This window comes from Prolixibacter sp. DSM 2831, assembly GCF_056493735.1.
The window spans coordinates 68,116-83,686 of sequence record NZ_CM151379.1 but is presented as its reverse complement, the minus strand read 5'-3'; the positions used below and the strand labels follow the sequence as shown (position 1 = coordinate 83,686).

General features: G+C 45.1%; 9 protein-coding genes. 4 read left to right on the top strand and 5 right to left on the bottom strand.

Annotation, left to right across the window (positions count from 1 at the left end):
- Positions 1 to 22 precede the first annotated feature (22 nt).
- The 5 genes from AC060N_RS00330 to AC060N_RS00310 all read right to left on the bottom strand — a co-directional run bounded on the left by AC060N_RS00330 (position 23) and on the right by AC060N_RS00310 (position 9,416).
- Positions 23 to 2,008 carry an alpha-amylase family protein gene (locus tag AC060N_RS00330; RefSeq protein ID WP_479525413.1) on the bottom strand — a complete coding sequence of 662 codons (1,986 nt, stop codon included), beginning with the start codon at positions 2,006 to 2,008 and terminating at the stop codon, positions 23 to 25.
- Between the two features lie 80 nt (positions 2,009 to 2,088).
- Positions 2,089 to 3,690 carry a SusF/SusE family carbohydrate-binding protein gene (locus AC060N_RS00325; protein ID WP_479525412.1) on the bottom strand — a complete coding sequence of 534 codons (1,602 nt, stop codon included), beginning with the start codon at positions 3,688 to 3,690 and terminating at the stop codon, positions 2,089 to 2,091.
- A gap of 30 nt (positions 3,691 to 3,720) precedes the next feature.
- Positions 3,721 to 4,773 carry a SusE domain-containing protein gene (locus AC060N_RS00320; protein WP_479525411.1) on the bottom strand — a complete coding sequence of 351 codons (1,053 nt, stop codon included), beginning with the start codon at positions 4,771 to 4,773 and terminating at the stop codon, positions 3,721 to 3,723.
- Between the two features lie 19 nt (positions 4,774 to 4,792).
- Complete coding sequence (locus AC060N_RS00315; protein WP_479525410.1) at positions 4,793 to 6,421, bottom strand: RagB/SusD family nutrient uptake outer membrane protein; 1,629 nt, start codon at positions 6,419 to 6,421, stop codon at positions 4,793 to 4,795.
- Between the two features lie 19 nt (positions 6,422 to 6,440).
- Positions 6,441 to 9,416: a SusC/RagA family TonB-linked outer membrane protein gene (locus tag AC060N_RS00310; protein ID WP_479525409.1), complete on the bottom strand. Its 2,976-nt coding sequence runs from the start codon at positions 9,414 to 9,416 to the stop codon at positions 6,441 to 6,443.
- 380 nt (positions 9,417 to 9,796) lie between these two features.
- On the opposite strand from AC060N_RS00310, the gene AC060N_RS00305 reads away from it, so the two are divergent.
- From AC060N_RS00305 to AC060N_RS00290, 4 genes are all read left to right on the top strand, one after another.
- Positions 9,797 to 10,813, top strand: coding sequence for a LacI family DNA-binding transcriptional regulator (locus AC060N_RS00305; protein ID WP_463229046.1), 1,017 nt, complete (start codon positions 9,797 to 9,799; stop codon positions 10,811 to 10,813).
- A 290-nt stretch (positions 10,814 to 11,103) separates the two neighbouring features.
- Positions 11,104 to 12,477, top strand: a complete 1,374-nt coding sequence (locus AC060N_RS00300; protein ID WP_153640844.1) for an MFS transporter — start codon at positions 11,104 to 11,106, stop codon at positions 12,475 to 12,477.
- Between the two features lie 5 nt (positions 12,478 to 12,482).
- On the top strand, positions 12,483 to 13,133 hold the full coding sequence (gene pgmB / locus AC060N_RS00295) for a beta-phosphoglucomutase (protein WP_479525408.1): 651 nt from the start codon (positions 12,483 to 12,485) through the stop codon (positions 13,131 to 13,133).
- Between the two features lie 103 nt (positions 13,134 to 13,236).
- Positions 13,237 to 15,567, top strand: coding sequence for a family 65 glycosyl hydrolase domain-containing protein (locus tag AC060N_RS00290; protein WP_479525407.1), 2,331 nt, complete (start codon positions 13,237 to 13,239; stop codon positions 15,565 to 15,567).
- Positions 15,568 to 15,571 lie beyond the last annotated feature (4 nt).

Here is a 15,571-nt window from a genome sequence, read left to right as displayed (position 1 = left end):
CAGTATTATGATTGGTAATGATTTATTTCTGCATATGAGGTCTATCGACCGGTACATATAGGGATATACCTCTTGGAGGCGCTTTTAGTTCCACAAATCCGGTCTCAGAGACATTCACTTCATCGCCGGATTGAAGTAAATTAATCAGCTTTTTTCCTGCCCAATTTTTGTATCCTGTGACCTCCGTGTCCGACAGACAATTCAGCTCCTTTAAATGATTATTATTCAGCACTAAAATAGCACCCGTGTTCTTTTCTCCTCCTTCACGTCTCGCTACAAACAGATTACTTGCGGAAGCACACTGACTAAATTGCAATGTCTTCATCGAGCCGCCCAGGTAGTCTGCCCGGATTTTTATCATTCTATCGATAAAGGTTTGCAGTGTATCGGGTGCCTGTACCGAAAACTCCTTATGGTTGAAATCGTGTTGTTTCACACCGTAATAATGCGGATAGAAGATGCAAGGCCTTTCAGGCGCAAACAAAATGTAGGCATAGGCCATTCGCCAGTCTTTCACGATCCATTTATCGTGTTCTTTTCCGGTATCGTGATTCTCCGCAAAGCTGACAACCGATGATGCCGGGAGTTCATATTTCCCATTATCACTCATCGAAGCCCTTGCCAGTCGTTTCATCGAAAAAGACTTTCCATCACCGTTACACATCTCGGTCAACGCCTTCTTCAACGGAAAATCAAAAGCCGTTACATTCGGGTGTTTCCCTTGAAAATGGTAATGGTTAACACGGTTCACCCAGTCAAATATCCTACCGGGATAATTGGTGAAATATTCGCTGACAATGAACGGCTGTTTTCCTGTTCTGTCCTGAGGCAGGTTGGTCACCCATTTAGCCACCATTTCCAGTTGGTATCCTTGAACAAAATCAAGTCGGTAACCATCGAAACCAATGGAATCAGCCAACCATTTGCCCCAATCCATCAACCGTTGCTGAACTTCAGGATTCAGGGTATTCAAATCGTTCCCGAACCATTTCACATTCGTCATCAGGGTGTCCCGGTTTCCTGGAAAACCGAGAGAATCGTTTGCATCGGACGGGTGAAAATCGAAGTAGTGCCATTTCAGGTTTGGAAGGTTTCCGTGATTGACATAGTGGATACCGGTATGCGTCAGTGCAAAGAGTGAGTCGTTAACCGATTTTCCTGCCAATGTTACATCAGCAACATAATAGGCATTCGTTTGATCGGTCCACTGAAAGTTCTTGCCATCGGAACTCTTTTGGGCAGTCAAACGAATTTCAACCGGTTGGTTTATCTTATCTGCAGGCACATCAACCTGAAATTCCTGTTCACTTTCAGGTGATTGAATTGTCCTGTAATATTTTTTTTGAGGTGTTTCCTCAACTCCATTTCCAGACTTAGCCGGAAGATTGCATTCAAATTGAAAAAAACGTTCTGATGCAGGCGCATCAAAGTTCAGATGAAATCCACGAATGTGGAAAATATAGTTGCCGGGCCGGGAAGGAACAAATTGCCAGACAATCTCATTGGTTGGGTACGGAGCATGTGCTTTTCCATTTATTACAGCCTTTTCCTGCGTGTATTTCTTCACCACAGGGTTTCGCTCCAGATCTTTTTTCTGTGTGGAATACATGTGGTTCATGACAATGTCAGCATAAATGTCCATTCGCTGACCTTTCGAGGTATCATGCGCCACATGCAAAAGGTTCATCAATTCGGCCTTTGAACCGAAACGGGTTTCTACCGTACCACATTGGCTAAAATTACCAAGGTCGTAATGATCATAAATCCCATAGCCCATATCGTAAATTCCCCAGTTCCCTTTACAGGGAGAAGGAATCCACAGCGCTTTTATTCCGGCAGCTTCCAACTCCGGTATTTCACCGGCCAGTTTGTCCCACCAAATGCCATTCAGATGTGCAGCATCGACTGGCGGATCCCAGTAGAATGCCTGCATCATAACATCGGACTGAGCCTTTGTTTTAAGGAGGCAAGTCCCAAAAAGAATTACCAGAATAAGGATTTTCTTCATGAGTTAGGAAAGCTTCTAAAACAAAATTGATAAGCAAAAAAAGGGACGCTTAAGCGTCCCTTTTCTATAAGTTAAAGGAACTAGGGTTGGGTAATCGAACCTGCTCCTGTTTTGAAATTAAGTGTAACAGTATTGCTTCCGGCAGGTACGGTAACGCGCGTTTGATCGCCACCGGTACCACGGAATTCAATCTGACCGTTCAGGATAATGAATTCAGATTGCCACCATTGGTCGAACCATGGATGCCATGCATACATTCTGATTTCAGCATTCGACAATGTTTTGGTAATGGTAACTACACTGTTATTATTATCGACCGTAAACAATCCGTCAGGATTAGCAGTATCCCATGAACCAATCACATCGCCAATCAGGTATACAGCTGGTTTGGAGATGGATATTTTACCTGTGGCAAAATCAACTACAACCATATAGTAACCCGGTGTACCCGGTACAGGAATATTTTCTGTCCCTTTGCCATAAACGAGTCCGGTCGCATCATTAATACTTCCGGTCGCATCCCCGGTTTTTCCAAAATCATTTCCATCCCAGGCTCTTGCCGAGTTCATTTTAAATCCTCCGGTTCCATTCAACCAGACAATTTTCCAGAACATGTTGGGATGGCTATTCACCGGAATCATCGGAAGATCAGTTGTTGCCCAATCCCAACTGGCAACACCATCACCAATCATATATAAGGCAGTAGGATATGTTGAGAACTGAATGTCATCACCATATGCAACGCCGGCCGAGTTAACAGCATAAGCACGAACATGGTAGGTTGTAGAAATTGCTAAACCGGTTATCGAACTGGCAAACGAACCTGTTCCGGTTCCGTCACTTGTTTTATTATCTGAAATAGTCGGATCTGCACTGGTACTCCAGCAAACGCCACGCGCGGTAATGTCCGCACCACCATTATCCGTAACATTACCTCCCGAGGTTGCACCATCAGCAACCAGGTTTGAAATGGGTGTCGTTGTCACTATTGGCAATGCTACTTCAGTGGTAAATGATACTTCTGAACCGTAACTTGTTCCGGCACTGTTGGTAGCGTAAGCGCGAACATAGTAGGTAGTATTTCCCTTCAGGTTCTCCAGGCTACTGGTAAAAGTACCCAGGCTATCACCATCAGTCGTAAAACTATTCGAAAGAGTCGGGTTATGTTCCGTACTGAAACAAACACCACGTGCAGTCACGTCGGCGCCACCAGAAACGGTTACTTCGCCACCTCCGGTAGCGGTCCTGCCGGTAATGTTGGTAATATCAGCCGTCGTTACAGTTGGGGGAACAGGAAGTGTTGTAAACGTGAGCTGATCTCCATAAATGGTTCCACCTGCGGTGATACCATAGGCCCTTGCGTAGTATTTAGTCGCATAGTCCAGGCCACCAATTTTGACGGTAAAGGCTGCTGTTTTCTCGTTACCCGAGTAAACCACCTTGTTGTCGTCAACCGTGGGAAGGGAGTCCTTACTATAGACAATCCCCTTTTCCGTGAATCCCTGTCCTTCTGACACGATAAATCCAACAACGGTTGCCGAATCAGAAGTAACATCCATTTTCTCCGTCGTGGTGAGCTTGGACTCCAGGCGCACCTCCGACATATCCTTTGTACAGGCGGCAAAGACTATTGCCGCTGTAACAAAGGATGCTATCATCATATAGATTGATTTTCTTTTCATAGAAATATCGTTTAATCTCATCCAGATTAATTAATTCTTGATAAAAGTAACTGAACCAGAGCTTCCATTCAACGTAAGATGGATGGTGTAATTTCCGGCGGCCGTGATGTTAATGTTGCCATTACTGTCAGGCAAGCCTAAGGTTCCGCCATCGGCAGGTAAGTCAGTATCTGAACCTGGTCCCCAGTTTGTTCCCCAGGCACTATTCAACCTGAATTTCATCGGGCCGGTAGGCAGATCAATATCGATGTACCAATATCCCTTATCAGTATTATAAGCCATCATGTGGTCAGGATCTCCACCCCAATTGGTAAATAAACCAACTACACCCACATTATAGGGCTGAAGGTCGTAAGAGAGATTATTGATGTCTGCATCCAGTTGATACCATCCGTCACCCGGAGAAGCTATAGCAACACCATCAACGGCCAGTTTACCATTGTTGCTACCATCATCACCATAGTTGGTACTTGCATCCGGGTCATTCAGTGTAAACATATCACTAGCAGTCAAATTTACATAGCCGGTATAAACACCATCACCTAACACGGATTGAATCTTCTGAGCCGTGCTCAAACCAATCAAATCCAAACGAGGCAAACCATAAGGTGTCACATCCACTGTTTGTATGTCAGAACTATAGCTCAATGGTTTTGAAGCTGTACCCAAAGCACCGGTACCAGCATCTACCACCAGGTTAGCACGCAGTCGCACATCAACAGTTGTAGGAACATCTCCGGGAAATTTTTTCAGGAGAGTGGTATTTAGATCCTTAACTGCAATCTTCATTGCGTCAGGGCTAGTGCCGGAAATCAAAGTAATTGGGTCGGCAAAGTTTGTTCCGGTGGCACAAGCTTCAAGGAAGTAGTTTGCTGATGCCTGGAAACCAGGGTCAACAGCGGTTCCACTAAACGTTAGTGTATCTTTACCTGCCGACCGTTGAAGCGTCAGGTCAGGTAGCGTTTGTAACGTTGGTGCGATTGGATTGTCCAGCATTACCACTTTCATGCCGTCGTTCTCACACGAGGTGAAAAGTCCGATCAATCCAATGAAAACCAGTAATATTTTAAAATGCTTATTCATTGTTTCGATTTTTTAAGGATTAGTAACCTGGATTCTGCTGAATATTCGGGTTAGCAGCCACCTCGTCACCCGGAATCGGGAAGAGATTCAAATGGCTATCTGTGCTGACACCTGCATAAGCGCCACCTTTCCAGGTCCAGTTATACGTACCGTCGGTAAACTGACCGAAGCGAATCAAATCGGTACGACGCTGTCCTTCGTAGTAGAATTCACGTCCGCGCTCATCCAACATAAATTTGTCGAATTTGGCATCCGAATCTATGTCAGCAGTACTGATATCACCACTGGCGTCACCGTAAGCACGTTCGCGAATCTTATTGATATCGGTTACGGCTTCGGCCTTGTTACCCAAACGATAATTAGCTTCAGCTCTCATCAGGTAAGCGTCTGCCAGACGGAAAATCGGGAAGTCAGTACAAGCAAAAGCCGGGTTGTAATCTGCCGGTTTTGAACCGTCATGATTCAGGGCTGTGAACTTATATACTCCTACACCAAAGTCACCACTGGAAGAAGGACTTGGAATATTAATACTCCTCTTTTGTCTCAGGAACACGCGATGATCAGGACACTGAGCAAAAATGGTATCAGAAGCCGGAACCGGTCGATCTCCATAAGTTGCCAGGGTATCCACCAGAACGTTCATGAAGTCTTTCCGGGTACGGTTACCATTCCAGTTGGTGTTGGATGTTAATCCGTGATATTGCTCTGCCGGAATATAGGTTGCATCACTACTTGATTCAATAATGAAGGTAGTTCCCACATAACCCTGTGTATGGATTCCATCTTGCTCGAAAGCAAAAATCATTTCCGGGTTGTGGTTACCATCGTTGTCGGCGCTAAAATTCTGGCGATAGTCAGTAGCCAGTGAATATTGACCACTGTTGATTACTTTATCAGTATAGATCTTACAGCTATCCCATTTCGTTTGGTTGATATAAACCTTGGCATTCAGGTAAATACGTGCCAGCAACATCCAGTCTGCAGCTTTATCGGCCTCAGGATACGAAAATCCGGGGTCGCCCAGTGTAGGCTCGATAGCGTGAAGCTCTGAGACAATGTAGTTGAACAAATCTGCCCGTTTAATTTGTTTGGGGAAGAATTTACCCACTCCATCTTTTTCGGTTGTAAAAGGCGGATTACCAAATAGGTCCATCTGGTAGTAGTAAGCCAAGGCTCTCAGAAAACGAGCTTCAGCGGTATACCGCTGTACCGTTGGGTCGGTATTATCTTTGGTTTTGCTGATAAAATCATTGGCATAGGTAATACTCAAACTCAACCGTTGGTACAATGCTGTCAGGAACGGGTTACTCGGACTCCAGGTCTGGGTGTTCAGGTCGGCAATACCGATGTCACCCCAGGCACAAATAGCCTCGTCCGTCGTAATTTCCTGCAAGTTCCAGAGAGCTCGGGAAGTCGTGAAGAAGTTAGCATCCGACGCGCTGATATCAGCGTTGTCATTGCTCTGACCAGAAACGATAAAACTGGCGTAGATTTTTCCCAATACTTGCTTCATATAGACAGGATCGTCACCTAAGTTTCCCGCCATGATCGTATTGGGATCGATTGGCTTCACATTCAGATCTTTCACGCAAGACTGCATCAGCAGTGCGGAAAGAAATATTCCTAATATGATATGTATTTTCTTCATGTTACTTACTGTTCGTCGATTAATAAGTCAGGTTTACACCAAGAATAAAGGTACGTGCCCTGGGATAGAAATTGTTGTCAATTCCAGGTCGGCCATCGGAGTAAGGTACTTCGGGATCGATACCGTCATATTTGGTAATGGTAAACACATTCTGAACGGTGAAACTTACCCTTGCATTCAATTTGTTAATCAGATTATCCAACTGGTAGCCTGCGCTCACGTTATCCAATTTAAAGAATGACGCATTCTGGACGTAGTAGTCACTTGAGAACTGACGCTTCACAAAATTGGTATTATTCAAGGATCTTGGGAAGTTCTTCCAGTAACCAATCTGCTGCATCTGATCCAGCGACGAACCAGCATCTACCATGTTATATACATAGTTCCCAATGTTTGCCCTAGATGACGCTGAGAGATCAAACTTCTTATAGTTAAAACGCAGCGACAGTCCCATGGTATAATCCGGAACCGGGTTATGATAAATGTACTTGTCGTTATTATCACCACTTACCGTACCTCCGGCACCTGAACGATCAACGTACAATCCTTCAATCGGGTTACCGTTGCTATCGTAAACCTGTTGATTCACGAAGAAGGAATAAGCAGGATGTCCAACACGAGTCACCTGGTTTTGACCAGTCATTCCACTACCATACAAAATACCAAGATAGGTAGGATCATCAGTCAACAGCAACTTGGTGATCTTGTTTTTATTGTAGGTAAGGTTGAAGCCTACATTCAAAGACATGTCCTTTTTCGAAATCGGAACCAGATTCAGTGAGAATTCTGCTCCTTTATTTTCAAGGCTACCTACGTTCGTCAACAACGTGTTGGAGAAGTTACTACCACTGGGAATGGTCACCTGGTTCAACAAGTTGTCGGTAACACGTTTGTAAACATCAATCGAACCATAAATACGGTTATCAAGGAAACCGAAATCAAGACCAATGTTTTGAGTAGTGGTCTGCTCCCATTTAATGTTCGGGTCATATGCATCCGGTCGCAAAGTTGGTAAGAACTCACCACCAATCGGATAATAATACCCCGCACTTGCCAACACATATTTTGCCTGAGCCGGGTAATCGCTTCCGATATCCTGTTGACCGGTGATACCCCAACCTAAACGCAGTTTCATTTGAGAAATCGCATTTACATTTTTCAGGAATGACTCTTCTTTCATTTTCCAGGCAAAAGCAGCTGAAGGGAAGATACCCCACTGATTTCCTTTGGCAAACCTGGACGAACCATCATCACGAACAGTTACGGTAAGCAAGTATTTGTCAGCCAGTGTATAATTCAAACGACCGAAGAATGACACCAGGTAGTTTTCAGTAGCAAAAGCTGTACTGTCAACCTTTTGGTAAGGATGATCGGCATCCACAATACCGCGGGCATAATTAAAACTTTCGCGTTTGAAATGCTGCCAGGAATAACCACCGGTTACATCTACTTTACTATTGATAGATTCAATGTCCTTCGTGTAGTTCAGGTAAAAATCGAGCAGATTATTGTAATTCTTACCATTATAATCAGTCAACCGTCCCCACGTTGGATTTGTAAGTACCGAAGGTGCGGTCGTCGGGCGATTATTATGTCCCTCGCTTTTTGTGTAATCTGTTGCCACATTCAAATTGGCATGCATGTCAGGAAGGAACGGCAGCTTGTAGTCTGCCTGAATATTACCGACAAAACGTTTTACATTCGACTTGTTATCGACGGCCAAAGCTTGTTCCACCGGGTTAGGAGTACCCAGATTAGCACCGTAGTTGACCCATTGGAAATAACCTGCCGAACCTGTTTTTGTTGGGTCGTAAACCGACTGAGTCGGATCCATATTAATGGCCGAACCAATCGCTCCGGTATCACCGAAGTTATTATCAGTATTCATCCCCTTCGCACTCACGTTGAATTTCAAATCGCCATTCAGCAGCGTAGGATTAAGGTTGACGGCGGCTGTCATTCGCTTCAAACCGGTATTTTTCAGAATACCGTTTTGGTCGGTATAGCCTACCGATACACGGTAAGGCATGGATTTTACCGCACCGGATAAACTCAGGTTGTGTTCGTGAGAAATCGTAGTCCGAAAAATCTCTTTCTGCCAGTTGGTATTTTCCTGTCCCAGTTTACTCAGGGTCTCCGCACCAAACAAATCTATATGGTTAGCAGCGATTTGTCTCATCTCATCACCTGAATAAACGTCGACATATTTCTCGGGAGTCGCTACCGATACATTACCATCGTAGCTGATTTTCATCGGAGCACCGGCTTTCCCTTTTTTCGTGGTAATCAGGATAACACCGTTCGATGCACGGGAACCGTAAATGGCGGTAGCCGAGGCATCCTTCAACACAGTAAACGTCTCGATGTCATTCGGGTTGATGAACGACAGGAAGTTACCACTACCATCAATTTTATTGTTATCCAGCGGAACACCATCGACAATAATCAACGGATCGTTCGAAGCGTTCAAAGAAGAACCACCACGAATACGAATGGTTGCGCCACTTCCGGGAGCACCACCGCCGGGAGTAATAACAACACCAGCACTTTTACCTACCAACAGGTCCTGCGGAGAGGTAATGGCCCCCTTATTGAAATCTTTCGAATCAACGGCGACTACCGAGCCGGTAGCATCGCTCTTTTTCACTTGACCATAACCAATTACAACGACTTCATCCAGGCCCTTGGTTTCAACTGAAAGGGCGACATCAAGTGTTTTTTGGTCACCTACAGTAATGGTTTGTGATTTGTAACCAATGAACGAGAATACCAGATTCTGTCCTTTGGCGACATTTAACCGGTAGTTACCATCAAAGTCGGTTGTAGTACCGCTTGTTGTTCCCTGGATCACAACCGTTACCCCCACCAAAGGCTCCTTGGTGGACGCATCTGTGACCTTACCGGTAATTGTCATTTCTTGCGCAAATGACACGTTTGCCATGAGTAGTGCTGAGAACAGCAACAAAACATGCAATTTTCCAAAGACAAACTTCATAAGGATCAAATTATAGGTTCATAAAAACAGAATTAATACGATTGAAATAGTTCCTTTTTAGAAAGGAATTAAACAGTTGAAAATCATCCATTATTCTTTCCGGAAACAGAGCTGATCACACTAATTTCCGATTCAAATAAACATTTTTTAACCTTAAATAAATGTATGATTATGTTTATCAGGTCACGATTTCTTAACGCAAACGATTGCGATGACGTTTGCACTCAACATGTTTTACAACATATTCACTGAAAAATGCCCCTCTTCGTTAAAAAACCGAAAGGATATATTACAGCTCAGATGTTTTGGATTACTTTAAATTTTCTTTACTTTGAAACATATAGTGCTTTTCATAATATTTTGACCAGCGGAATAAAAAAATGAAGGGTAGTCAGGTAACCATTAAAGACATAGCAAAAGAATTAGGCATCTCTGCATCGACAGTTTCCAGGGCACTGAAGGACCATCCCGATATCAGTGTGGAAACCAAGCGAATGGTGAACGATTTGGCTAAAAAATTAAGGTATAAGCCAAACGCTGTTGCCCTGTCGTTGAAGAGTAGCCGCACCAATACCATTGGTGTTATCATTCCCGAAATAGTTCATTATTTCTTCTCTTCGGTAATCAGCGGAGTGGAAGATGTAGCCTACGATGCCGGCTACAACGTCATGATATTCCAGTCGAACGAAAAGTACGAGCGGGAAGTAACCAATGCGCAGGCACTCCTGTCCAACCGCACTGAGGGCGTTATGGTTTCCGTATCGAAAGAGACTCACAATTTCGAACACCTTCACATGCTGGAAGACAGTGGCATACCACTGGTTTTTTTCGATCGGATAGCAACCGGTTTTACTTCCGATAAGGTTATTATCGACGACCACAAGGCTGCCTACACAGCAACGCAACATCTGGTAAAAACAGGCTGCAAACGGATTGCTCACCTGGCAGCTCCGCAAAATCTGGCTATCGGTGAAAAACGCTTGGAAGGATACAAGGATGCTTTACGTGATGGAGGCCTTCCCTATAAAGAAGAATATGTTTACCCGGCCGATTCCGTTGAACTGGCTGAAAATGCCATCGAGTACCTGATGCATCTGCCGGAGCCTCCTGACGGAATATTTGCCAACAACGATTTAACGGCCATTGGAGCCATGAAGGCTCTCCAACGCAGAGAATACAGGATTCCGGAAGATGTAAGTATCATGGGATTTTCCGCAGGACGCTTCTCCGATTTTACAACACCCAAATTAAGTTCGGTAGACCAGCATGGTTATGAAATGGGCGCCGAAGCCACGCGTATTTTATTGAAACGCATTGCTAATCCGAATTATAGCTATGGCGATACCAAGGTAGTCGACACCAACCTGGTGATTCGGGAATCGACGCGGAGTATATAAAATCGCTATAAAACATGTCATGCATCGCAAACGATTGCAATAAGGTATCCTGAACAAGAAGACTATATTTTTTTGATATAAAAGCGGTTACCACTTGCAAAAAACAAGTGGCTTAACTATTTTTGAACCGAAAATCATTCCATTCTATTCTTTCCACTTAGCACGGAATTGCTTCCGGCGCATAATTGATCTATCTACTTTCCAGGAACGAAACAACAGGCATTCTATGCTTTAGTGCATTGGTATGTTTTCCTGTTTCAATTATTAATTCAGACGATAATTATTAACGTATGGCAAAAAAACCACGCCTAAACTTTTGGCAGATCTGGAACGTAAGTTTCGGCTTTCTGGGAGTCCAAATCGGATTTTCTCTGCAAAATGCCAATGTCAGCCGTATTCTTTCAAATCTGGGTGCCGACTTGCATTCGCTTTCATTTTTCTGGCTGGCCGCTCCCTTAATGGGATTAATTGTCCAACCGATTGTTGGCGCTGCAAGCGATCGCACATGGAACCGGCTGGGACGGCGCGGTCCATACATCTTTGGAGGTGCGCTGGTAGCCACCATTGCCATGTGGCTTATGCCAAATGCATCGGCCCTGGTGGCCATCATACCTCCCATTATCTTCGGAGCCATGATGTTCGCATTGATGGATGGTTCCTTTAATATTACCATGCAACCTTTCCGCGCACTGGTTGCCGATATGGTTCCCGAGGGACAACGAACCCTGGGTTATTCCATCCAGAGTTTTCTCATCAATGCCGGAGCAGTTGTCGGTTCCGTATTACCGTATTTCCTGACGAATATTTTACATGTCCGGAATACAGCTCCCAGCGGTGAAGTTCCGCCTTCAGTTATCTGGTCGTTTTACATCGGAGGAAGTATTCTTCTGTTATCAGTCCTCTGGACCGTTTTCAGAACGAAAGAGTACCCGCCGGAAGTTTACTGCGAACAGAACGATCTCGATTATGAGACGTGGAGCAACGATAAAACCGAGAAGAAATCGTTGGCGACCAGACTGAAAGCATTCTTTGAACTGTTTACCAAGATGCCCAAAACGATGGCGCAACTGGCTATCGTACAATTCTTCTCCTGGTTTGCGCTCTACCTGATGTGGGTATATACCACGCCGGCAGTCGCGCAGCACATATACGGAACGCCCATCGGGGATGCTTCCTCTGCTGCTTACCAGGAAGCCGGAAACTGGGTTGGAATTTTATTTGGAGCATACAGCCTCTTTGCCGCACTATTCTCCATTGTAATGACCAAGATTGCCAGTGTCATCGGAAGAAAATCGACCTATTCACTGGCGTTGGCATTGGGTGGAATAGGCTACATTTCCATGTATTTCCTCAACACTCCCAATTCATTGCTAATATCGATGGTTGGTATTGGTATTGCCTGGGCAGCGATTCTGGCCATGCCCTACTCGCTTCTGTCCGATGCACTTCCGGCAGATAAGATGGGCGTTTACATGGGAATCTTCAACTTCACGATTGCCGGCCCCCAAATCATTTCAGGAATTGTGGGAGGTACTATCGTGCGCGACATTTTTGGCAACCAAGCCATTTATATGATGATCATCTGCGGTGTATCCATGTTGTTGGGTGCAGCCACCGTATTCTTTGTAAAAGTGAAAAAACACGAAGTTATAACCATCGAATAATTTTCATGACACAGATAAAAGCTTGTTTGTTCGACCTTGACGGGGTAGTTGTTGATACAGCTAAATACCATTTCATTGCCTGGAAAGAACTGGCAAACGAACTGGGATTCGATTTTACCGAAGCCGATAATGAGCGGCTGAAAGGAGTGAGCCGGGTACGTTCGCTGGAAATTCTGCTGGAAATTGGCGGTATTGAATTAGATGATGAGCGAAAAGAACAACTCGCAGCTCAAAAAAATGAAAACTATGTCAGCTACATCCGGAAAATGAAACCGGATGAGATACTTCCTGGTGTAGAAGATTTTCTGGGTGAGTTAAAGAAAAACGGAATTTTGATTGCACTCGGATCGGCCAGTAAAAACGCGCCGCTAATCCTTAAACAGATTGGTTTGACACATCTGTTCGATGCCATCATTGACGGTAACAGCGTGTCGAAAGCGAAACCGGACCCGGAAGTATTTCTAAAGGGTGCCGAAGCGCTTAACGTAGAGCCAACCGACTGTGTCGTTTTTGAGGATGCACAGGCAGGAATCGAAGCTGCGCGCAATGCCGGGATGCATGTTATAGGCATCGGACATCCCGACAATCTGAAAAATGCCGATTTCGTTATGCCCGGATTTGAAGACATGAATATTGATAAATTGAATTTCAATTAAATATACTGGCTGCAACCGAACAAAGTAGCCATCCATATATAAAAGTGAATTGGGAGTTCGTCTGAGAATAGAGAAGACGAAGCCTGATAAAACCAGACGGAAGATGAAGAATTACCTGATCAATGACGAGTGGAAGATTGTAGAGGACAAATTTCACCCGGAATACAATAAAATATCAGAAAGTGTAATGAGCCTCGGTAACGGCCGGATGGGCCACCGGGCCAATTTCGAAGAGCAATATTCTGGTGAAACCCTCCAGGGTAATTACGTTGCGGGAATCTATTATCCCGACAAAACCCGCGTTGGATGGTGGAAAAACGGGTATCCCGAGTATTTCGCCAAGGTTCTGAACGCAGCCAACTGGCTGGGTATCGATGTTCGTGTCAACAACAGCGTACTCGACCTGGCCCGGGCGGAGGTACAGTCATTCCAGCGCGAACTGGACATGAAGGAAGGCCACCTGACCCGGACAGCGACAGCCAGGCTTCCTTCCGGCGAAGAGGTTTCCATTCATTCTCAGCGACTGCTCAGTATTGTCGATTCAGCCACCGGAGCCATCCGCTACACGCTGAAGGCAAATAACTTCGCAGGCGAAATTACGCTTCGGCCTTACGTCGACTTCGATGTGATGAACGAAGACGCCAACTACGACGAGAAATTCTGGGATGAGGTAGGCAAAGAAGTAAAGGGCGGAGAAGGATATGTGACTGCCGAAGTTCGCAAGACTTTCTTCCACGTTACTTCAGGAATGAAATTCAGGGTACTGAAGAATGGTGAAGAGATCAAAGTTGAAGCAGCCACCGAAGAGCGGAACAAATACATCGCCAACACATTTACGGTAAACGTATCAGAAGGAGACGAGATTACCATCGAAAAATTCGGTGTCAATCTCTCATCGGAATATCACCCGAAGCAAGGTCTTCAGGCGAAAGCCAAAGAACTGCTGAACGGAGTTTATGCAAAAGGTTTCGACCAGATGATGAAAGAGCAGGCCGATGCCTGGGCTGTTAAATGGGAAACCAGCGATATCATCATCGAAGGTGACGTGTCCGCACAACAGGGAATCCGTTTCAATATTTTCCAGCTGAATCAGACTTATACAGGTGAAGATGAGCGTCTGAACATCGGGCCGAAAGGATTCACCGGCGAAAAATACGGTGGTTCTACTTACTGGGATACCGAAGCGTATTGTGTGCCATTTTACCTGGCCACCGCACCACAGGATGTATCGCGCAACCTGTTGCTATACCGCCACAAACATCTGCAGAAAGCCATTGAGAATGCCGAAAAACTCGGTTTCAAAAATGGTGCAGCCCTTTACCCGATGGTTACTATGAATGGTGAGGAGTGCCACAATGAGTGGGAAATCACCTTCGAAGAAATTCACCGGAACGGTGCCATTGCTTTCGCTATTTACGATTACATCCGGTATACCGGCGACGAGGATTACCTCGCACCTTACGGATTTGAAGTACTGCTGGGTATTTCTCGTTTCTGGGCGCAGCGCGTAAATTGGTCTGAAGCCAAAAAGCAATACGTGATGCTGGGCGTTACTGGTCCGAACGAATACGAAAACAACGTCAACAACAACTTCCACACCAACCGAATGGCTCAATGGACGCTACGTTATACGCTGGAAGTAATTGAATTTCTGAAGAAAAATCACGCAGATACATATGCCGATTTAGTCAAGAAATGGAATCTTGACGAAAAGACAGAACTAAGCAAGTGGGCCGACATCATTGAGAAGATGTACTTCGCATTTGACGAAGAACGCGGAGTATTCCTCCAGCAGGATGGGTTCCTCGATAAAGATTTGACGCCGGCTGCACAGCTTCCGGCAGAGGAACGTCCGCTGAACAAAAACTGGTCGTGGGATCGGATTTTGCGTTCATGCTACATCAAGCAGGCCGATACGCTGCAAAGCATTTTCCTTTATGAAAATGAGTTCGATAAAGAGACCATCAAGCGTCACTTCGATTTCTACGAGCCTATTACGGTTCACGAATCGTCGCTTTCTCCTTGTATCCATACCATTTTGGCTTCTACGTTAGGTAAGGAAGAAAAGGCCTACGAAATGTATTTGCGGACTGCCCGTCTCGATATCGACGATTACAACAGCGATACCGATGAAGGTTGTCACATCACCTCGATGGGCGGAACCTGGATGGCCTTTGTGATGGGCTTTGGCGGAATGCGTGTACGCAATGGCCGCGTAGTGCTCAATCCGTTCATCACGAAATCCTGGAAATCGTATGCATTCCGCATTAACTTCCGGGGTGCATGGCTGCAAATCAAAGCGAGCCAGGGCAAAGTATACATCGAGAATCACTCGGCTACTGCTTGTCCGCTGACCATCTACGGAAAAGATTACACTCTTGAGGGCAACCAAAACCTCGAAGTTGAACACCAAAGCCTAACCATAAATTCTTGAAACA

Bases quoted from the DNA above. Each gene is read 5' to 3' on its own strand.
- AC060N_RS00330 (WP_479525413.1), bottom strand. From the start codon at position 2,008: ATGAAGAAAATCCTTATTCTGGTAATTCTTTTTGGGACTTGCCTCCTT.
- AC060N_RS00310 (WP_479525409.1), bottom strand. From the start codon at position 9,416: ATGAAGTTTGTCTTTGGAAAATTGCATGTTTTGTTGCTGTTCTCAGCA.
- AC060N_RS00315 (WP_479525410.1), bottom strand. From the start codon at position 6,421: ATGAAGAAAATACATATCATATTAGGAATATTTCTTTCCGCACTGCTG.
- AC060N_RS00305 (WP_463229046.1), top strand. From the start codon at position 9,797: ATGAAGGGTAGTCAGGTAACCATTAAAGACATAGCAAAAGAATTAGGC.
- AC060N_RS00290 (WP_479525407.1), top strand. From the start codon at position 13,237: ATGAAGAATTACCTGATCAATGACGAGTGGAAGATTGTAGAGGACAAA.
- AC060N_RS00300 (WP_153640844.1), top strand. From the start codon at position 11,104: ATGGCAAAAAAACCACGCCTAAACTTTTGGCAGATCTGGAACGTAAGT.
- AC060N_RS00320 (WP_479525411.1), bottom strand. From the start codon at position 4,773: ATGAATAAGCATTTTAAAATATTACTGGTTTTCATTGGATTGATCGGA.
- pgmB (WP_479525408.1), top strand. From the start codon at position 12,483: ATGACACAGATAAAAGCTTGTTTGTTCGACCTTGACGGGGTAGTTGTT.
- AC060N_RS00325 (WP_479525412.1), bottom strand. From the start codon at position 3,690: ATGAAAAGAAAATCAATCTATATGATGATAGCATCCTTTGTTACAGCG.